At 40.5% G+C, this 20715-nt stretch carries 19 protein-coding genes; 12 read left to right on the forward strand and 7 right to left on the reverse strand.

Features of this window, described 5'->3' with window-relative positions; all coding sequences use genetic code 11:
- Nucleotides 1-4: 4 nt before the first annotated feature.
- Nucleotides 5-502: a HugZ family protein gene (locus ACM5QX_RS23620; protein ID WP_414755769.1), complete on the reverse strand. Its 498-nt coding sequence runs from the start codon at nt 500-502 to the stop codon at nt 5-7.
- 151 nt (nt 503-653) lie between these two features.
- On the opposite strand from ACM5QX_RS23620, the gene ACM5QX_RS23625 reads away from it, so the two are divergent.
- The 3 genes from ACM5QX_RS23625 to ACM5QX_RS23635 all read left to right on the forward strand — a co-directional run bounded on the left by ACM5QX_RS23625 (nt 654) and on the right by ACM5QX_RS23635 (nt 3871).
- Nucleotides 654-2135 carry a CIA30 family protein gene (locus ACM5QX_RS23625; protein ID WP_414755770.1) on the forward strand — a complete coding sequence of 494 codons (1482 nt, stop codon included), beginning with the start codon at nt 654-656 and terminating at the stop codon, nt 2133-2135.
- A 72-nt stretch (nt 2136-2207) separates the two neighbouring features.
- The gene (locus ACM5QX_RS23630; protein WP_414755771.1) at nt 2208-2552 is read left to right on the forward strand and encodes a hypothetical protein; all 345 of its coding nucleotides are present in this window, start codon (nt 2208-2210) and stop codon (nt 2550-2552) included.
- A gap of 722 nt (nt 2553-3274) precedes the next feature.
- A complete protein-coding gene (locus ACM5QX_RS23635; protein WP_414755772.1) occupies nt 3275-3871 on the forward strand; it encodes a peptidoglycan-binding domain-containing protein in 597 nt (198 codons plus the stop codon).
- A 124-nt stretch (nt 3872-3995) separates the two neighbouring features.
- On the opposite strand, the gene ACM5QX_RS23640 is transcribed toward ACM5QX_RS23635, so the two are convergent.
- Both ACM5QX_RS23640 and ACM5QX_RS23645 read right to left on the reverse strand, forming a co-directional pair.
- Nucleotides 3996-6416, reverse strand: coding sequence for a sucrose synthase (locus tag ACM5QX_RS23640; protein ID WP_414755773.1), 2421 nt, complete (start codon nt 6414-6416; stop codon nt 3996-3998).
- Between the two features lie 286 nt (nt 6417-6702).
- Entirely contained in the window at nt 6703-7653 is a 951-nt protein-coding gene (locus tag ACM5QX_RS23645; protein WP_414755774.1) for a LysR family transcriptional regulator, read from the reverse strand.
- A gap of 282 nt (nt 7654-7935) precedes the next feature.
- Between ACM5QX_RS23645 and ACM5QX_RS23650 the strand changes: the two genes are divergently transcribed.
- The gene (locus ACM5QX_RS23650; RefSeq protein ID WP_011319065.1) at nt 7936-8160 is read left to right on the forward strand and encodes a hypothetical protein; all 225 of its coding nucleotides are present in this window, start codon (nt 7936-7938) and stop codon (nt 8158-8160) included.
- Nucleotides 8161-8289: 129 nt separating this feature from the next.
- Here the strand turns inward: ACM5QX_RS23650 and ACM5QX_RS23655 are convergent, their stop codons facing one another.
- Nucleotides 8290-8970 (reverse strand): DUF305 domain-containing protein, encoded by a 681-nt coding sequence (locus ACM5QX_RS23655; protein WP_414755775.1) that lies wholly within the window; start codon nt 8968-8970, stop codon nt 8290-8292.
- A gap of 188 nt (nt 8971-9158) precedes the next feature.
- A complete protein-coding gene (locus ACM5QX_RS23660) occupies nt 9159-11438 on the reverse strand; it encodes a glycoside hydrolase family 65 protein (protein ID WP_414755776.1) in 2280 nt (759 codons plus the stop codon).
- Between the two features lie 318 nt (nt 11439-11756).
- On the opposite strand from ACM5QX_RS23660, the gene ACM5QX_RS23665 reads away from it, so the two are divergent.
- Nucleotides 11757-12263: a methylated-DNA--[protein]-cysteine S-methyltransferase gene (locus ACM5QX_RS23665; RefSeq protein WP_011319062.1), complete on the forward strand. Its 507-nt coding sequence runs from the start codon at nt 11757-11759 to the stop codon at nt 12261-12263.
- Here the strand turns inward: ACM5QX_RS23665 and ACM5QX_RS23670 are convergent.
- Nucleotides 12254-13111 carry an acyl-CoA desaturase gene (locus tag ACM5QX_RS23670; RefSeq protein ID WP_414755777.1) on the reverse strand — a complete coding sequence of 286 codons (858 nt, stop codon included), beginning with the start codon at nt 13109-13111 and terminating at the stop codon, nt 12254-12256. The genes ACM5QX_RS23665 and ACM5QX_RS23670 overlap by 10 nt on opposite strands.
- Before the next feature lie 270 nt (nt 13112-13381).
- On the opposite strand from ACM5QX_RS23670, the gene ACM5QX_RS23675 reads away from it, so the two are divergent.
- The 7 genes from ACM5QX_RS23675 to ACM5QX_RS23705 all read left to right on the forward strand — a co-directional run bounded on the left by ACM5QX_RS23675 (nt 13382) and on the right by ACM5QX_RS23705 (nt 19511).
- Nucleotides 13382-14593, forward strand: a complete 1212-nt coding sequence (locus tag ACM5QX_RS23675) for a TetR family transcriptional regulator (protein ID WP_414755778.1) — start codon at nt 13382-13384, stop codon at nt 14591-14593.
- 300 nt (nt 14594-14893) lie between these two features.
- On the forward strand, nt 14894-15346 hold the full coding sequence (locus ACM5QX_RS23680) for an NUDIX hydrolase (RefSeq protein ID WP_414755779.1): 453 nt from the start codon (nt 14894-14896) through the stop codon (nt 15344-15346).
- Nucleotides 15347-15394: 48 nt separating this feature from the next.
- Nucleotides 15395-15595, forward strand: a complete 201-nt coding sequence (locus ACM5QX_RS23685; RefSeq protein ID WP_414755780.1) for a hypothetical protein — start codon at nt 15395-15397, stop codon at nt 15593-15595.
- 406 nt (nt 15596-16001) lie between these two features.
- Complete coding sequence (locus ACM5QX_RS23690; RefSeq protein ID WP_414755781.1) at nt 16002-18113, forward strand: TIGR00300 family protein; 2112 nt, start codon at nt 16002-16004, stop codon at nt 18111-18113.
- 32 nt (nt 18114-18145) lie between these two features.
- Nucleotides 18146-18649 carry a DUF2085 domain-containing protein gene (locus ACM5QX_RS23695; RefSeq protein WP_414755782.1) on the forward strand — a complete coding sequence of 168 codons (504 nt, stop codon included), beginning with the start codon at nt 18146-18148 and terminating at the stop codon, nt 18647-18649.
- Nucleotides 18650-18771: 122 nt separating this feature from the next.
- Entirely contained in the window at nt 18772-19182 is a 411-nt protein-coding gene (locus ACM5QX_RS23700) for a XisH family protein (protein WP_414755783.1), read from the forward strand.
- Nucleotides 19173-19511: a XisI protein gene (locus tag ACM5QX_RS23705; protein WP_414755784.1), complete on the forward strand. Its 339-nt coding sequence runs from the start codon at nt 19173-19175 to the stop codon at nt 19509-19511. Before ACM5QX_RS23700 ends, ACM5QX_RS23705 begins: the two co-directional genes overlap by 10 nt.
- Nucleotides 19512-19539: 28 nt before the next feature.
- Here ACM5QX_RS23705 and ACM5QX_RS23710 read toward each other — a convergent pair whose 3' ends face one another.
- Nucleotides 19540-20445: a pentapeptide repeat-containing protein gene (locus ACM5QX_RS23710; protein ID WP_414755785.1), complete on the reverse strand. Its 906-nt coding sequence runs from the start codon at nt 20443-20445 to the stop codon at nt 19540-19542.
- Between the last annotated feature and the right edge of the window lie 270 nt (nt 20446-20715).

Below are 20715 nucleotides of genomic sequence, written 5' to 3' on the forward strand. Positions count from 1 at the left end.
TTCCCTATCCTTTATCGCCTGTAATGGGGACGAGTGTATCTAAGCGATCGCCACTAATGTGATAAGCTGCACCAAAGCCAATGACAAAACGCCCCTCTTTGGGGGTTAGTTGAAAAATCCGAAAGTCACCCAAGCCCCGTAACACCTCTATAATTTGACCAAAACGCTCTTGGAATTTGTCAACTACTTGATTCCATATCTGGGATTCACGTTCGATGAGTGTAGTTGTACAATCAAAACTCAAGCGACGACGAGCAAATATTTGATTAGTCTTTGCCTCATCATCAATAAATAAGACATTTACAAGAGAATTAGCTTCAATATTTTTGGTGTGTACGGCAAGGCCACTAACATAAATATAAATATTCTTAGCACCATCTATCACAAAAGGAGCATAACTACCATTGGGAATTCCTTGTTCGCTGATAGTACTAATGATGGCACTTTGAAACTCTTGAATAAAACCTGCATACTCAGCTTGAGCCTTTTCCAGTTGGTTCATAACTAGATTTCTATTTGATTAATCATAACTACTTAAGTATCCTAACCTGCCTCAGCAAAACACAACTCCTATTTGATTTTTCACTCCTCCTCTCTCTCCAGCCCCACCTATCGTTATCATGTAGCAAGATGCTAATTATGAGGACGCAATTGTGGCTGATAAAAATCGTTCTCAATGGAACTTATGTAGGTTTATTGAAACGCTGACTTACTTCGAGGTGATTCCTTTTTTGAATTGGGTGCAGCAATTAATCCAAGGTCGTCCCCAGGATAATCAACCTCGAACTGATGGAGAAAATAACATGGGTGTAATTCTAGTAGCAGGTGCAACGGGTGGTGTTGGTAAACGAGTAGTACGGAAACTCAGAGAACGCGGTGAAAAAGTCCGCGCCCTCGTACGAGACATTGATAAAGCACGGTCAATTCTTGGTGATGATGTTGATTTAGTAGTGGCGGACATTACTAAACCGGAAACATTAACTCCTATGGTTATGGGTAATATCCAGGCCGTGATTTGTTGTACCGCAGTACGCGTCCAACCAGTGGAGGGAGACACCGCAGATAGAGCCAAATATTATCAAGGCGTAAAATTTTATCAACCAGAAATTGTTGGTGATACCCCAGAAAATGTCGAATATCAAGGAATTAAAAATTTAGTCACAGCAGCCGCAAATTATTTACCTGCAACTAATGAAAAACTCATATTTGATTTTACCCATCCATCAACAGAGTTAAAAAATATTTGGGGTGCGCTGGATGATGTTGTCATGGGAGGAGTAAGTGCTAGTAATATTCAATTAGTAGAAAATAGTGCTTTATTTGCTGGTAATGTCTCTACTGCGAACTCAGGAGGATTCGCATCTGTTAGGACAAGAAACTTTGAGCCACCATTCAATTTATCTGGTTACGAAGGTGTGGAATTGCGGGTGAAAGGTGACGGTCAACGTTACAAAATCTTCCTACGGACAGAGACTAAATGGGATGGGCTAGGATACAGCTATTCTTTTGATACTGTAGAGAATACATGGATTAATATCCGTGTTCCCTTTGCAGAATTAGTTCCGGTATTTCGGGCAAAAATAGTCCAAGATGCGCCACCTATTGACAGCAGTAAAGTTAGTTCATTCCAACTAATGTTAAGTAAATTTGAATATGATGGCGCTTTAAACCCTAAATTTTCAGCAGGTGGTTTTGCTCTACAGTTAGAATTTATCAAAGCTTATGGTGGAGCAAATACACCAAAATTTGTGCTTGTAAGTTCCGCAGGTGTCACCCGTCCTGGTAGGCCAGGAATTAATTTAGATGAAGAACCTCCAGCCGTTAGATTAAATGACCAACTGGGAGGAATTTTGACATGGAAGTTAAAAGGAGAAGATAGTTTAAGAGCAAGCGGCATTCCTTACACTATTATCAGACCTTGTGCTTTAACTGAAGAACCAGGAAGCAAGGCATTAATTTTCGAGCAAGGTGATAATATTCGAGGCAAAATCAGCCGAGAGGATGTAGCAGAATTGTGTGTACAAGCGCTACAACAAAAGAGATGTAATGTAACGTTTGAGGTCAAGGAAGGGACGAATGTTGCTGAGGTTGTTGATTGGCAACAGTTATTTGTCAATTTAGAATCTGACCGATAAATAATACCAATTAAATAGGGAAGTTGAGGAAATAATTATTTTATAAATCTACTTCCCAAAGGAGTAGAGTAAATGTTGCGTAGATGGTTGTTTGCTGGGGCTTTAGTAATAGTGATTTGGCTTGGATTGTTATCAAGTCCAGCATCATCACAACAGATTGAGTCTCGCCTGAACAATTTGCAAGCTGATTTTAGTCGGGTCTTATCGAGATTAAACCAAATAGAATCTCAATTGAACCAAAACCGCCAGCCAGCATCTTCTCCCAGAACAACGATTACAGTTCCATCAGGTTCCCGCAGAAATATCTCTTTGCAGGAACAGGAGAAAATGTTTGATAGATTAGCAACTTTGGTTGTGGAATTGAAACAACAAGTTAATAAATTAGAGGCGCGAGTTACTAAATTAGAATCACCTTAATTAATCTGATTTGGTTATTTTCGATGCAGATTGCGCGCACATAAATATCTAAGTACCTGTAGGGTGGGCAATGCCCACCGTATCATGGTTGTGGTGGGCATTGCCCACCCTACGAATCTACATCTGATATATGTCGTGTAGGTTGCGTCAGGTAGCTCAAATGCTCTTAATAAACAGATTCTTGATATCTGAAGTACCCTACTATTATACCAGGTGTGTAAGTCTTGTATTTAAAGTACTAAATCTGACATTATTTATAGTTTTAAAAGTAATCATTAATACCTTTATTAAAATACCAGTAATTTGGGGCTACCAAATTGCACAAATTTATCTGGATATATACCGCTTCAGATGGAATAAATTTCTTATTATCTACAGTTTATTATTCTCTAACACTTAATTGTAGGACTTAAGTAGGATGTCTTTTAAATAGTTCAAGTCAGTTACATATCAGACGAAAAGACTATTTTGATATTTGGCGATTTACATTAGTCTATGGCATGAAGTATCAAAACAATAGTCCATCACAAAAAAACTTGCTCCAATAACAGAAGTTATCACCCAAAAGTCAGAGGGTAGGATATCTTCGTAATTTTGCAGCTAGCTTCTAAATTATCCATCATCGATGCAAATTTAACTCATTAGATTTAAGTAGACGTTATTCCGGAATAATTTATTTTTTTCTGTCAAAGGAATTATGGGTCATAGTGACATCAATTACCATGAATGAAATTGTCTTGCTGATGACTGGCGTATTAGCAAAAAATCAACCTTCTACGTCTATTGTACCCAAAAAGCCTGCAATTCAGCTTGACAAAGGCGTGAAAAATTCTATACAGGGTGAATCGTATCAGTTAATATCATCTGCAAAAATCACGCCGCCTGAATTCACGCAGCTTAATGAAAATAACTCCACGATTAAAGCTAATTACCAACCGGAAAATTACAAATCTCTCATCACAAAAACACAGAAAGTTATAGAAAAAGACTTATACGGTGTGGACGAATTTAATAATTTTCAAGCTGTCAGAGTTAAATTTTCTCAGGAACCACGCCTGATCAGCCAAAGGTTTCGCAATGAGATACTAATTGCCAGAAGGTCTACTACTCGTCGCAATTTACCCACACTACGTTTTGGTAATTCTGGTGTTGCTGTCCGGGCTTTGCAACGGCTGTTAGTTGCTAAAGGCTATGCTGTTCGAGTAGATGGAAATTTTGGTGCGCTGACTGAAACTGCTGTTAAAGCTTTCCAAATTCAGCGCAATCTGTCAGTAGATGGGGTAGTTGGCTTTAATACTTGGTATTCCTTGACAAGATAGTCATACCAATTCAAAATTCCCTACGGGTTATCTGCAGGAGTGCAAAATTCACAATTCACAATTCATAATTAAGAATAAAGCACATCTTCATTAAGAAACGGTATGACTAATGACTAATAACAAATTACCGATATTTATGCTGTTCTAATAGTTGTTGCGCTCTGGGTTTGTAAATTAAATAGAACAGAGATTCAAGGTAGCGTAATAAATCCTCGCGCTTTTCCTTCGAGGTAAAGTTCCAGAAGCCGTAAATCCGAGCTAAAGTTAACAGCTTAGTTGTGTGGATTTTCCAGGTATATGTACTATATACTCTGTCAATAGCCTTCTCGGAAATTATCTTCCAATAGTTGGGATTATGTTCGCATTTGGTGACAAAATCTAGAATTTTTGTGGCTGTTTCTTCTAGATGGGTCGGGTTAATGTAGAAACCATTAATTTGATCCTGAATAATCTCTAATGGTCCCCCGAATTGGGTGGCGAATGTTGGCAATCCGGAAATCATTGACTCTAATATTGTCAACCCAAAGGCTTCAAATAATGCTGGTTGGACAAAAATGCCTTGCCGATCGCAAATGACACGATAAATTTCGCCGGAGTCATTTTTGGATAGGCGTACACCTAACCAGCGAATTTTGCCATGCAGGTTGTATTCGTCAATAATTCGGTAAAGTTTGACGATTTCGTCCCGTTCTTCGTTATCTTCTGATTCTTCGATACGTAACTTACCGGCAACTAAAATTAAGTTGCAATGTTCTTGCAATTCTTTACTTTTACCGAAGCATTCTGCCAAACCGGTGAGGTTTTTAATGCGGTCAAGTCGCGCCATTGAGAAAATAGGACGCTTATTTGGGTCGTTGAGTTTGCCGAAGATTTGGCTAGAATCTTCTAGGGTAAATAGCATTTCCTCTAGGCGATCGCGATCGCTTTCTATTCTGTCTTGAGTATGTGTGTAGGGAAAGTAGGAGTTTTCATTTACCCCAGGCGGTACAACGTTAAATTTGGGGCTAAATAATTCAATACCGTTGACCACATGATACAGTTCCGGCATGGTAAAGCATTTGTAAGACTCATACTGTCCTACACTGTCTGGTGTCCCAACAATTTCTTGATAGGTGCTGCTGATGACGAAGTTAGCAGCATTCATGGCTATTAAATCAGCAGTGAACTGTAAGGAGAAGTGATATTTTTCTTCCAAATCTTGCCAGTAGAGGTTACTAAACAAGTATTTGGATTTTTCTAAAGCATGGGCGATGTTGCATTGGGTAACTTTCATCCGTCGCGCCAACAGAAAAGCCACTAAGTTCCCATCAGTATAGTTACCCACGATTAAATCGGGTCTACCTTGAAATTCTGCTAATAATTCTCTTTCTGAGTCTATAGCAAAGGTTTCTAGGTAAGGCCAGAACTCAAATCGGGAAATCCAGTTTTGCGTCATCTTGGGGTTAAACTCCCGCAGAGGTACGCGCAAAATCCAGGCGTTCTCTGTACCGTGGACTTTTTCCAGCCTTTGGTTACACAGAGTTCCGTCACTATTGGGAATCAGCCGGGTGAGGATAATTACCTTGGGCTGGACGTTTAACACTTCTAAACCTGCAAGTATGGCATCTTCTTGCAGTTGCTTTTCTAAATTCTTGGCTTGGTCAAGAACGTAAACTACCTGACCCCCTGTATCTGGACGACCTAAAACCCCCTCTTGTCCGAACCACCCGTGGGCTGAAACTAAGACGATTCTAAAAATCATCGGGATGCGAGAGATAAAAGCTTCCAAGGTTAGGGGGTCAGGAGAGTCTATCAATTCATCCAGAATGTTTAAGGTATCCCGCACACGAGAGGCTGTATTACCCCACCCTGGTTCAAAGCCCATAGCTTGCAATTGCAGGCGGAATTGTTCGTAGGGTTCGTCATGGGGGCGATCGCTCACAAAGTTAAGCGCTTTTTTAACCTGCTGTGATAATTGTTGCTGTGATTGAATTTGATAGTTGATCAGTAGTTGAATACCGTTGTAATTATGTAGGCGCAAGAAATTAAACAGACTTTCCAGCCATTGTTGAGAGTCTTGAAAAAGTTTGCTGGAGAGATAACGGTTGAGGTATTGTACACCTTTGCCAATATTCTTGGGATCGCGGATGGTTGGGGTGTAGTCGTAAAAGGGGCCGAAATCCAGTTCTAATAGATCGCCTTCATGGGGATGGAATTTGTTGACTAGGCGATCGCGCAGATCCAACAGTTCTTGAACTGTCATGGGTTCCACGTCTAAATCTGCCGTGAGTCGATATACTTCTTGAGCAGCAATATTAGGACGAATAATGAAACAAAAATTCGAGTCTTCTTGAATTATTTCTTGAGTGTAGTAAATAAGTTTACCTAGATTGGAAAACTTATAAGAAGTTTCCGATTTCTGGCACTTAGAGCAGTATTCACTATACACATTCAGTATATCGTTGCGTAGTAGGTAATTTTTATCTTGCTGACGCAACTCACTAATAAATGCGCGCAGATCATTTTTTTCGTCACTATCTAAAATGGCTTGCATCAATTCTGACATATTCACCCCTTAAATAAAGATTGAATCTATTTGCTTTCTAGGGTAACGTAGGCTAACAACCTAGAATTTCAACACGTACAAACGCAAAAAAACACAGATAGATGAATATATCTGTGTTTTTATCTGTCGTATCAAAACGTGTTCTTATTTACTCAGAATATCGACAACTAGGTATTATTTACTCTAACTAAAGATAGACAATTTTTTATACTCTAGTTATAGTTTGCATACTGTACCTCGCCGATATAGGTAATAATCCAATTACCTATTACCAGATTCCTCAATATCAAAAATTCTCACTTTTAGTTCTGACTCCTTCTGTTAGTAAGTACTCTAAAAAAGTACTCACAATAGGAGATAGCCATTTTTTCTTCGGGTAAGCTATTTGCCATTGTTGAAGAATAGGAAACCCCTTTACATTTAAGATTGATAGCTGATTTCGTTGTAATTCAGGATATAAGGTATGTATTGATAAAACTGCTAGACCTAAACCTTCAATTACTGCTTGTTTAGTTGCATTATTACTACTTACCTCTAATTTAACTGGCATTCTGATTCCCCGTTCAGCAAATAACATTTCTACAGCCATACGAGTTTCCGAGCCTCTTTCTCGCATGATTAATTGTTCTTTAGCTAAACGTTCCAAAGAAATAGATGATTGTTTAACAAAAGGATGATTTGATGGAGCAACTACCACTAAAGGATTATCCAGAAATGGCTTGATTTCAATATCTTCTTTTTTTGGTGGATACCCCAGGATATAAAAGTCATCTGCATTTTCTTGTATTCTGGTTAAGATGACTTCATGATTGGTAAACTCAAGGGCAATTCTAATATCAGGATAAAGTTTGCAAAATGGTTGCAACAAATTAGTAATAACATACTTGCTGGTCGTTACAGCCGAGACTTTTAAACAACCTTGATTGCTATCTTTTAAATCAACTAATTTTGTATCAAAATCTTCTAAATGCTGAAATATTTCCTGATAAATAATTAGTAATTCTTCCCCTGTTGGTGTCAGTTGAATGCAGTTATCTACATATTTAAATAGAGGCAAACCAATTGTTTCCGTTAATTGTTTAATATGACGCGATACAGAAGGCTGGGTAGTGAACAATTCTTCGGCTGCACGGGTGAAACTTTTATGTCGCGCGATCGCCTCAAAAATTCTCAGATGCTCTAGGCTTAAGGAATTTAAAAGACTATCTCTGTGGATTAAATCTAGGTAACTGTTCATATAAATAATTCGACAGACAAGCTACTGTCAAGCAAAAGTAACTTGTACTTGGCTAGTATTGCAGATAATAAATAAGAATTATGAGGATTTTGTGAGGATTGAAGATTAGGAACTAGAGATCAGGAACTTTATCAACTTTTGCTGATTTTGATAGTTTTCCTCACAAGTTCCTCAACTTTCTGGTTTATAAAAGCTTTGAAGGAGATGAGCAGCAGTGAATAAACTCTATCAACTCCTAGCACAGCGAAGTTGTAAAAATAGAAAATAGCCGCTATTGATCCTATGAGTAACTACTTGTTTCATGATGAAAATACCCTAGCAGAAAAAGCAGAGGAACTGGGGAAAAAAGCCGTCAAGCTGGGAATTATACCCTCGTTTATTGTTCATCACTACCCAGATAGCCAAGAATTTTGCCTCCCTGAAGAAAACAACTCAATTATTCTGACAGCGCCAGAGGCTTATATGAAATTTAAAAAATTAGTTGACTCTGCCTTATCTCAGGTATGAATCAGCTTTTCTAATCTTTCACCATCCAACTCCCATTATTAAGCGATCGCACAACTCCAAATTAGGCGATCGCTTTTTATTGAGAATTGGTTATTATTATCCATGACCAATTCTAGGTTTCCAAAAATATTACTTGTTATACCAAGCTTTACGCCACTGTTCCATTTGCTGAATCTCCCCTTTTTGCGCTTTGATAATTGCTTGAGCTAACTTCTGAATTTCTGAGCGCTGGGATTTCTGTAAAGCATCTTGTGCCATGACTACAGCGCCTTCATGATGGGGAATCATGGCATTGATAAACCGTAAATCAAATTCGGCATCTGTTGTACCTAAATCCATGCTCATCATCATGGCTTGCTGTTGCTGAGGGGACATTGCCATCATGTGACCCATTTTGGCATCATAAGCCATTGGCTGATCCCCAGCTTTGGGATACCAAGCTGTTCGCCACTGCTTCATTTGAGCAATTTCTTGGTTTTGGGCTTTGATAATATCAGTTCCTAGTTGCTTGATTTCCGTTCGTTTGGACTTCTGTTGCGCTTCCTTCGCCATGTCTACTGCTCCTTGATGGTGCATAATCATGGCATCGATGAATCGTAATTCATAGTCAGCATCTGCTGGGCCTAAATCCATATCCATGCTGTGATCATGATGCTGTTGCTGGTTATTAGCATCAGTTACAGTGGCTTTAGGGGTTTCATTTTGGGCTTGAGACGTTGTAGAACAAGCGCTCAACACTCCACCGCTTAGGGATGTCATCACTACAAAGCTAAACGCCAAAAAGCGATTTTTTACATACAGGCGTTGCATCTAATATCATCTCCAAGAGATTTTCCTACCCTATTGTGAACTCTCTAGTTGGATGGAGAGTCAAGTCGCTTCTCTACGAGACGCTACGCACTAATCGAGGCTATGCCAAAGGCTTTACGTTCCAGTTCAAAATTGAAAATTCAAAAAATGTCAATCCCACATCCTAATGGGTAATTGCGACAAACCAATTACCCATTACCCATTACAGCTTGTACAGTGGCAAAAACAGGAACTGAAGCTTCTTGTGTCACTACTGACGTTGCTGTTTCTGGTTGTAAATCAAACTCATACCATTCATTACGCCATTGCAGCCTGAATTTCAAGCGTTTCCATGTTGACGGGAGATTAGGACAAGCCATCGGGCCAAATTGAGTCATTCTCACACCCCCGAACCCTAAAACAACAGCTTGCCAAACTCCTCCTGCACTAGCGGCGTGGATTCCTTCGGCGGTATTGAGTCTGACATCTTCCAAATCTACTAATGCAGCTCTTAAAAAATGAGTGTAGGCTTCTGTAGGGTTATTAAGGTCACAAGCTAAGACAGCATGAATTGCTGGGCCTAGTGAAGAACCATAAGTATGGTCGGTGCGTTGGGTGTAATAGTCCCAGTTAACTTTGAGGGTGTTATAGTCGTAAGCTTGACGTAGCAAGTAAAGTAGCATCAACACATCAGGCTGTTTGAGTATTTGCTTTTGGCTAGTGGCTTCAATCCCTAATAAACCTTGTAAAGATTTTGTGCGGGGTTCGTAATCAGCTAAGTTGACATCTTCTAACTGAAAAAAGCCCTCAAACTGTTCGATTAAACCTGTGGTTATATCTTGATTGACGAAGATACGTTCTTGAATTTCTGCCCAACGGTGTAGACGTTCTGTAGTTAAGTTAAGTTGTTTTACCAGTTGTGCGGCTTTTTCGGGATAAACGTGTTTGAACCAATCCCACAGGGCTAAAGCTGATTGTAAGTGCCACTGTACCATGAGGTTGGTAAAGGCGTTATTATTGACGCGATCGTGGTTTTCATCAGGGCCAATCACATCAAGAATGTCGTAGCTGTGGCGTTGTTCGTTCCACTGAACGCGACTTTCCCAAAACACTGCGGTATCGAGAATTATTTCTGTACCATAGTCGCGCATCCATTCATCATCGTCGGTAGTTTGCCAATAGTGCCAAACTGCATAAGCTACGTCAGCTGTGATATGTACTTCAATATCACCGCACCAAATTCTTACTAACTCACCATTAGCACCAGGAACCCACCGGGGGGTGACTTCATCACCAGTTGTAGCACTTTCCCAAGCAAACATTGCGCCTTGATAACCGGCTTCTTGGGCTTTGCGTCTTGCGCCTGGTAAGGTGTGGTAGCGGTAGGTGAGTAAGTTTCGCGCTAAGGCTGGTTGGGTAAATGTGAGGAAGGGGAGGATAAATATTTCGGTGTCCCAAAAGATGTGTCCGCTATAGGCAAAGCCGGAGAGGGTTTTAGGGGCTATACTTACATGGTCGTCGTGGCGTGGTGCTACGGATAGTAATTGAAAAAGATTGTAACGGACACTGAGTTGGGCTTGGCGATCGCCTTCAATAATAATGTCGCTATTTTGCCAAACTTGCTCCCAAGCAGCAATATGGGCAGCTAATAGGGTAGTGTATCTGGGTTCATCAGCTAATCTTTCTAGTGCGGCTGCAATTGGGATGTCTGTTTCTCTGGAAGTAAACACGGTCACAATCTTTTCCACAATGACTGTTTTTCCTGGTTTACATTCAAAAGTAGTCCCCAAAGTTGGAAAATCAGCGTTTTTGACAGAAACAGCCGCAGTCTCGTCACCATCTATGATTAACTTGGCACTCATTCCCAAGCCAAGGCCAGAATGCAGGGTTTGACTTTGTAACCAAAGAATCTGGTCTATGCCACCTTGGTTTAAAGTTTGCCAATGGGGAGTCCCTTGGGTTTTTGGTTCCCCATCCAATCTGGCTGTGACCGTAATCTCACCTGTAAAATCTACAGATGTGATTTGACAACGAATCGCTAATACGTGTTGATCTGCCAAACTAGCAAAACGTTCAAAATGCAAATCTACCGTATGACCTTGGGGAGAACGCCAACGCACATCACGACTAACTAAACCCAAGCGCAAGTCCAACCGACGCTCATAATGGAGAATTTCCCCCGAATTCATGGCAAATTGTTCACCCGCCACCTCCACTACCAATGGCAACCAGTTAGGACAATTTACTAATTCTGTATGGGAAATTTGCGTATCATCATAAATGCCATGAATCATTGAGGCGGCAAAATCTTCTGGATAACTTTCCTCAAAACTTCCCCTGGTTCCTAGATAACCATTACTGAGAGTGAAGACAGTTTCTTTGTGGTGTAGTTGTGTAGGGTTAAACTCTGTCTCAATCACATTCCATTCGTTAGCATCTAGCAGTGGCTCAAGGGAATTTTCTACGGATATATCTACGTCGTCAAGCATGAGTTAGAAAACCTAAAATTTGCAGATGGCTGTTGTCAGGATGAAACATAATCGGTAGGATTCATAGATAATAAAATCCTGGCTTTTATTTGTTGATACGTTGATGTAGTTTCATCAGCGAACCTTGACGCTCTCCATAACAGGAACGTTCCCTATTTCATCTCTCTGTAGTTAGGTTTTATTAATAGCTCATATCGGAGAATTAATCCGGCATAGCTGAATAATTGATACATTTTTTTATTAAAAATGTAAAAGTTTTTAAATTTATAAAATCAATTTTCTTACTCAGCTGACATATTCATCATGAACGACTGACTTATGAAACTCCTAATTGACAAAATCAGTTCAGAAATTGGCACAATCTTGATTGTTTCTGATAGAAAAAGACTGTGCGCTCTAGATTTTGCGGATTATGAGGCAAGAATGTTAAAACTTCTGCAAAAGCGTTATGGTAGCTGTGACTTTCAAGAGGTAGAGAACCCACAGGGATTTAGTAGCCTAATTCAAGCTTATCTCCAAGGCGATCGCTATAGCCTCAAAAATTTACCAATAGAGACTGGCGGAACTCCTTTTCAGCAGCAAGTGTGGCTTGCTCTACAAACTATTCCTTGGGGAACTACTATTTCATACGGTGAGCTAGCGGCAAAAATTAATAAGCCGACTGCTTATCGTGCTGTCGGCTTGGCAAATTCACTTAATCCAATTGCAATAGTTATTCCCTGTCATCGAGTGATCGGCGCAAACAATCTACTTACAGGATACGCAGGAGGACTAGAGCGTAAGCGTTGGTTGCTTGATCATGAAGGGATAGTAATTCATCCTTGACTCATTCTTTGTGAAGGTGGTAAGACTACTTTCTTCGCCAAACCTAAAGTCTGCAACAGTTTAATACTCCACCAAGTGACATCAACTTCCCACCACTGGAATCCAGCTTTTGCTACGTTGGGGTAGGTATGATGGTTGTTGTGCCAACCTTCGCCATAGGTTACGATAGATACCCACCACAAATTACGTGCGTTATCGTCAGCGTTAAAGGTACGATAGCCCCACATATGGGTGGCAGAGTTGACAAACCAAGTGGAATGCCATAACAATACTGCTCTAAGAACTACACCATAAATTACAAAAGACCATCCTCCGATAGCGTAAAGCAGTAATCCAAAAGGAATTTGCAACAGGAGAAAATAACGATCTAACCAACGATAAAATGGTTGTCTTGCTAAGTCAGGCGCATACTTTTGATAGATTTCATAGTCGAAAAATTCGGAGCGGGGATATAAAATCCACAACATATGGCTCCACCAAAATCCACGCTGGGAAGAATATGGATCTAAATTGACATCTTCGGTGTGAGCATGATGCTGGCGGTGTCCCCCAATCCAAAAAATTGGCCCTCCCTGCATTGCTAATGCGCCGATAGTGGCGATCGCATATTCCAACCATTTGGGTACTTGAAAACTTTTATGGCTGAGTAATCTATGATACCCAAGGCAAATGCCGATGCTGCCAAACAACCAGTGGAGAAACAACAGCAAACCCAATGCTGACCAGGAAAAAAACCAAGGAGCCAACAAAGCTAGAGCGTGAACCGTGGTAAAAAATGCCACATTTGTCCAATTGAGGCGCAATGACTTCTTCCCCTCAGGGGCGATTGCCAGATGTTTTACGGTCATAACAATTCCTAATTAATGGATCAGGTAGCGATTTGCTCTTGTACCTGGTGCATCATACCAATTCAAAACACCCCACGGGAAGCAAGCCACAAAATTAAGAAATATCAGATTCAATTAAGATTTCTGAGTTCGTATCTGGTGCTTGATTTTGCAGAATTGGCACGACCCATATAGACCTATGCGTTACAGTAAACTAGAGCAAGTATCACTTACATTTGATATGCTAGCACTTCACTTTCTTTTTGTGCAAGTAGCACTTGCATTTTGTTTATGGTTTCTCCACCGCTTTCAACTCGCCAACGCTTGATACAAGCTGCACTAGAGTTATTTACGGCTCAGGGAGTTAGTGGCACTACCACCCGCCAAATTGCTGAAAAAGCCGCAGTTAATGAAGTGACTTTGTTCCGAAATTTTGGTAACAAACATGGATTGCTTTTGGCTGTGCTAGAAGAATCGGCAGCTTTTACAAATTTGGGTGAATCTTTGGTACAACGGGCAACGCCTCCAGGGAATGTTTATCAGGCATTAAAAGACTATGCAAGTGATAGCTTGCAGGCTTTGGAAAGGGTGCCTGAACTAGTTAGGTCTGTGGTAGGAGAAGCTGACCAATTTCCCGCAGAGAACCGCCGTGCTTTAGGACGGGGATTAACAGAGGCTAACCGTTATGTGGCTCAATATTTAGCCACTGTAATTCAACAGGGAGACTTAAACACTTATCTACCCGCAGAAAAATTGGCAAGTTTACTCAATGGAATGATCTTAGGCTATGCTGTGATTGAATTTACCAGCGAATTTCATCAATTATGGGAAAGTCGGGATGATTTTCTGGAAAATTTGGTGGAATTATTCCTGCACGGCGCAATGTCAGCCACAGCCAATACAAATAAAAAAGTTATTACTAGAGAAGTCGCTGATTTACCTGCTACGTTAGTTCACGAAATTCTCCGACAAGCGAGAAAGACAGGCATACAAGATTATGCGATCGCCTACATTTTATTTGCGGCTGGCTTATCTGTCACAGAAATAGTTAATTTACAACGTAATCATCAAATATATGACTCTCACGGGCATTTTCTGCAAATCACCATCCCCGGATTTGTCCGTCAAGTTCCTGTCAATCAGTGGATTTTAGGTAAACGCTATGGTTCCTACACGGATAATCCCTTAACTAAATGGCTGAAAAGTCGTAAAGATAATTATGCTGCCATGTTTATTAATACAGCAGGTGAGCCAATAACTGAATCTGAGGTTTTGGAATATTGGCAAGCATGGACTCAAGCATTATTAACCCCCCAAGGACAAACACCAGAAATCGACCAAGCACAGCATACCTGGCGTGTAGAAATGTTAATGAGGGGCATGAGTTTGGAAAATTTAAGCATTATTACAGCTTGCGATCGCATTCAATTACAACCATATGCCCACAGAGCTAAGGAGAAAGCTGCACTTGAGCAAGCAACTCGTTTGGATCAAAAACCATGATAGTGATTTTTTTTACTTTATTGTGAGCGATCGCCTGTTGGGGTCTGTCTTGGTGTAGTTGTTGAATAGAAGTCTGGACTGAGAAACTAGACAAAAATCATCCCTGATTGGGGAATTTTTTCATAATTAGCTGATTTAATTTTGTGCATTTTCTTATTCGGAAAATTCACAATATCTTATATGAATATGAAATGTTGACAAACTAGAACATAAATTCACAAAAATTCATAGTCGATTAACGCTGAATATCTCAAAGTAAAAACCATACACTAAAAAAGTGAGCTAAAGGATAGAAGTCTCATGAGAGGAAAAGTCAGCAAAGAATTAAACCAGTCTGGGGTAATTCCTTATAGAGAAAGGAATGGAAAAATTGAAATATTATTGATTACGACACGCGATCGCCAGAGTTGGGTAATTCCCAAAGGTGGAATCGTTAACGGCATGACTCCCCCTGATTCAGCAGCTAAAGAGGCCTGGGAAGAAGCCGGTGTCATCGGGCAAGTAGATGTTAATGAACTGGGTACTTATAAATATCGTAAACGAGGCAAAGTTTACCGAGTTAAAATGTATTTATTACCAGTCGAAATGATAAGTAATAATTATCCAGAAGCCAATAAAAGATATCGACGTTGGCTAGATGCCAATCAAGCTATTAAACTTATTAAAAAAGATTCTCTCAAGCGTATTCTAAAAGGATTTATCCAAACCAAATCTCATGCTTGTTCCTCATCTCTTGAATTCAGTCAACAGTGAGATAGTGCGTTCCTTGGGAAGAAAATGGTCGCTACCCACATATGATTGGTGAATTACTTTCCGATTCAACAGCAAGTCCAACAACAACGGGCTGACTCCGAACAACGGCAAGCAGATGCTGAACGCCAAGCCAGATTAAACGCTGTACCTCAATTACTAGAGATGGGAATGAGTCAGGAACAGGTTGCACAAGTATTGAGCTTGAGGTTAGCAGAGGTAGAGACAGGTAAAAATGAAGTAGGAGAGTAGGAGAGCATATCGAATAAAAACGCTCAGAAGATTAGTAACATCTTTATTAAATTGACTATTGTTGTTATATTCGAGGATTTTGCGAATTACTGTCTGAATATCCAGGGGATCAGGATTATCTTCTAAAGATAAAGTTAAATTTTCCATTTTTAACTTAAATTATTAAGACTAAATGTGGCTAAAATAGGGCGAGATTACAGCCTCAGAGGTATACTACTAACTCCTTAGCATTTAAGTAACCTATAGGTTTGTTACTATTACTTAGGCTTTTCCGGTACTTGCATCAGAGCAAAACTTTTGTAAATCCTGCGACTATCTAGAAATAGATACTAAGTCAAGGACTATACATTAAGGAAAAAGAAAATACTTCTGACTGAATTAAGTTTGTAGCGTTTGTAATATTTTTATGACTTCTCGGATTCGTTTTTTGATGTGTCCCCCTGACCACTATGATGTGGACTATGTGATTAACCCCTGGATGGAAGGGAATATTCACAAGTCATCACGCGATCGCGCTGTGGAACAGTGGCAGGGACTATACCAAATCCTTAAAGAACACGCCATTGTCGATTTGGTAACACCCCAAAAGGGTTGGCCTGATCTAGTTTTTACCGCTAATGCTGGTTTGGTGTTGGGTGATAATGTTGTCCTGAGTCGCTTTTTACACAAAGAGCGTCAGGGAGAAGAACCATACTTCAAAGAATGGTTTGAAAACAACGGTTACACAGTTTATGAATTACCTAAAGACTTACCATTTGAAGGTGCAGGCGACGCTCTACTAGACAGAGAAGGGCGTTGGCTGTGGGCTGGTTATGGTTTCCGTTCGGAATTAGATTCTCACCCATATTTGGCTAAATGGCTGGATATTGAAGTACTATCCCTGCGATTGATAGATGAGCGGTTCTATCATCTAGATACCTGCTTCTGTCCACTAGCTAACGGCTATTTGCTCTACTATCCTGGTGCATTTGATTCCTACTCCAATCGCTTAATTGAGATGAGAGTTGCACCGGAAAAACGCATAGCCATTGCTGAAGCCGATGCTGTGAACTTTGCTTGTAACACGGTGAACGTGGAAAACATCGTCATTATGAACAAAGCCAGCAATGCTTTAAAACAAAGCTTGGAAGATGTTGGTTTCCACGTTCTAGAAACGCCACTCACCGAATTTCTCAAGGCTGGTGGTGCGGCGAAATGTCTCACCTTACGGGTAACAGAACCAGTCAGAGACGAAGTTCACGCCAACGTATATGTTGAAAGCCGAATTATTCGCATCGAAGGGCATTTACTTGATTCTGGCTTGATTAACCGCGCCTTAGACATGATTGTCGATACTGGTGGTAGCTTCCAGGTTCTGAATTTTAACTTGGGAGAACAACGCCAAAGCACATCCGCCGCCGAAGTCAAAGTGTCTGCACCTTCCCACGAGGTGATGGAAGAAATCATTTCCCAGCTCATTGATTTGGGTGCGGTAGACTTGCCCCAAGATGAGCGCGATGCCAAACTTGAACCTGTAACTCAAGATGGTGTAGCCCCTGATGATTTCTATGTAAGTACCATTTATCCTACAGAAGTCAGAATTAATGGGCAGTGGATCAAAGTCGAAAATCAACGGATGGACGGGGCGATCGCCATCTCTCAAACCCCCAATGGTCTACTAGCACGGTGTAAAATATTACGTGACCTCAAAGCAGGTGAACAGGTAATTGTCGATGTGTTAGGTATCCGCACCATCCGCAAAACCGAATCACGGGAACAACGCAACACCCAAGAATTTAGCTTTATGTCCGGTGGCGTTTCCAGCGAACGGCGGGTGGAATTGGTGGTTGAGCAAGTCGCTTGGGAATTGCGAAAAATTCGGGACGCTGGCGGTAAAGTAGTTGTCACAGCCGGGCCTGTGGTCATTCACACTGGTGGCGGTGAACACCTATCCAGATTGATTCGGGAAGGCTACGTACAAGCTCTACTGGGTGGGAATGCGATCGCTGTCCACGACATCGAACAAAATATGATGGGTACATCCTTGGGTGTGGACATGAAGCGGGGTGTAGCCGTCCGTGGTGGACATCGCCATCACCTCAAGGTAATTAACACTATCCGCCGTTATGGCAGTATAGCCAAAGGCGTGGAAGCAGGGATTATTCGTAGCGGTGTGATGTATGAATGCGTCCGCAATCAAGTTCCCTTTGTCCTAGCTGGTTCCATTCGGGATGATGGCCCCTTACCCGATACCCAAATGGATTTAATCAAGGCGCAGGAGGAATACGCCAAACACCTAGAAGGCGCGGAGATGATTTTGATGCTGTCATCAATGCTGCACTCCATTGGTGTGGGGAATATGACCCCAGCAGGCGTGAAAATGGTCTGTGTAGATATTAACCCAGCCGTCGTGACAAAATTGAGCGATCGCGGTTCTATCGAATCAGTGGGCGTAGTTACAGATGTAGGATTATTCCTCAGTCTGCTAACCCAGCAGTTGGATAAGTTGACAAGCCCCTACGTTTCTAAGGTAGGTTAATCAACGGACTACACTAGACGCACCCAAAGGAAATGGTAAGAGTAGCTTTAACTAAAGAGTTGCAAATTAACTGGGTCAGTTTCATTGCTGACTTTATGCTGGTGGGTATGGTATTTGGCCCTCCCATCGCTCCCTTTTTGGCTGCGTCTGGAGTATGGTTGCTTGGGGGTATTGCGGACATTATTTATTTCATGGGTAATCATGTGTGTCCGCAACCAGAAATGGGCTTAGATTTAGCACCCCCATTTATCATGGCTGTTTGTATGCGCTGTTATGGCACAGTCACAGGTTTATTAATTACCAGGTTGCTATATGCTGCGACTGGTGGCAAAGGTATTTACTGGCTCAGTCAATATGGTTGGAATGGTGCGGCTTTAGCAAGTGTATTCATGATGGCTTATCCTGTGGAATTAGCAGCCCAAATTTTTGATTTATGGGATTTTAATAATTACTTAGTTACACCATTTGGATTAATTACAGGTTTGGCATGGGGACTATTTGCCATGCCAATTTTACACGGTTGGCAACGTGATTGAACAAGTAATTTCACCTCATGAAAACCGACTCCATTTTTTATCAATTATTTCAGAAATTCCCCTAGATGTTCTGTTATTTTATTACTATAAAATTTTACTTACACTTAGCATGGTGAAATTTTATGGCAAAGGATAGATTTCATCATATTGTCAGGAATGCTTTAGAGAAGGACGGTTGGAAAGTTACAGCTGATCCTTACGAAATTAATGTGGATGATGTAGATTTTGAAATCGATTTGGCAGCAGAGCAACTATTAGCAGCAGAGCAAGCAGGCAGAAAAATAGCGGTGGAGATTAAAAGTTTTATTAGTCCATCGAATGTTTCAGAATTTCATACTGCCTTGGGACAGTTTTTAAATTATCGAGATGCTTTAGATAAAATTGAACCAGAACGCCAACTCTATTTAGCGGTACGTGTTCCGATTTATAAAAGTTTTTTTCAACGAAAATTTATTGCCTCAGCAGTTGTCAAATATCAATTGCGATTGATCATTTACGATGTAGAAGAAGAGGTGATTCGTCAATGGCTATAGAACAATATCGGCAATATATTGAATATCTCCTTTCCGAGCGACAAAAGCGAGCTACAAGACAACGAAATGCCCAAGAGTATGAGGTACAAACAATTTTCGACGAACAACAAGACCACTATCAATTACTTTATGTCGGCTGGCGGGACAATAAACGCGATTTTGGCTGTATTTTACATCTGGATATTAAGGACGGAAAAATTTGGATTCAGCATGATGGTACCGAGGAAGGAATTGCTAATCGATTGGTGGAAATGGGAGTGCCAAAACAAGATATTGTTTTGGCATTTCATGAACCTTATGTACGCCAATTCACCGAATTTGGGACTTAATTTACTATAGTTTTTGAGAAACAGCTTTTTAATTAGGAGATTTGGCATCATCTGGCAAAATAGCCCCAGCCAAGTCTGCACCATCTAGGTTGACATCAGATAAGTTAGTCCCAGTCAAATCAGCACCACGCAAGTTGGCGTATTTTAAATACGCGCCCTTGAGATTAGCATTACGTAAGCTAGCTCCTTGCAAGTCAAAACTTCCACAAATATGACTAAAACCACGCAGGTCTGCATTACTGAGATTGGCTCCATTGAGACGGGGACAACCACGAGCGCCTCTGAGATTCGCACCTGTCAAATCAGCCCGTTCTAGGTTTGTACCACCCAAGTCAACACCAACCAGATAACACTTTGGGCATTTTTTGGTTTTTACTAAAGTTTCCAGATTTTTACTTGCGTCATCAGGTGAACCATTAGTTGTGTTTGCAGAGACTGGAGGTGCAGAAGTTGTTTGGGGGAAGTTAGAAACAGATGTAGTTGGAGGAACAGACGCAAGTGCTTTAACCTCTGGTACACCCGATTCTTGAAATTTGATAATTCTGGTTTTGCTTTGTTCGTTTTCTAGGTTAATCGTCAAGTTTTGAGTTGGGTAATTTTTTTTACTCAAGTTGACAATAACGTCACCCTTACTAGGAATTAAAACTTTTGCATAACCATTATTATCAGTCCATTGAACTTCAGGCGCTCCTTGAGATATAAATTGAATTTTTACTGCGTCTAAAGCTTCCCCTGTTTCTTTTTGTGTAATGAGTTCTACCCCTACTCTGGGAACTACACAAGCTTCTGATTTTAGTCCTACAGAACACCGAAACTCTGGCACTGTGACTACAGTAGCAATAGTGCCAGCAACAGCGATTGGAGTCCCTATAATAAAGCCCCATTTAGTAAAGTTAAACTTTTTTCTATCTGGACTACCGGCATTTTGGGTCATGTTGTGTTTCGCTTTTAATTACGTTTTTAAAGTCTAAAAGTCATCTATTAACTTTATTTTCAAGACTTGGATACTATTTTTTTAATAGTTGAATACCAAGTCAGCCACATTTATGTAATCGTGTGATGGACTTTTTATTTTGCGAAGATTGTATAATAAATCACGTTTGCCGTAAATACCATTAACTGATTAAATGATTTATGAATTTAAATTTATTCAGATAAAAATAGTCAATATTTTATTATTGAAAATTAACCACAGTTTTTTGTA

Source organism: Anabaena sp. CCY 9910 (assembly GCF_963920875.1).
Lineage (GTDB): Bacteria > Cyanobacteriota > Cyanobacteriia > Cyanobacteriales > Nostocaceae > Trichormus > Trichormus variabilis.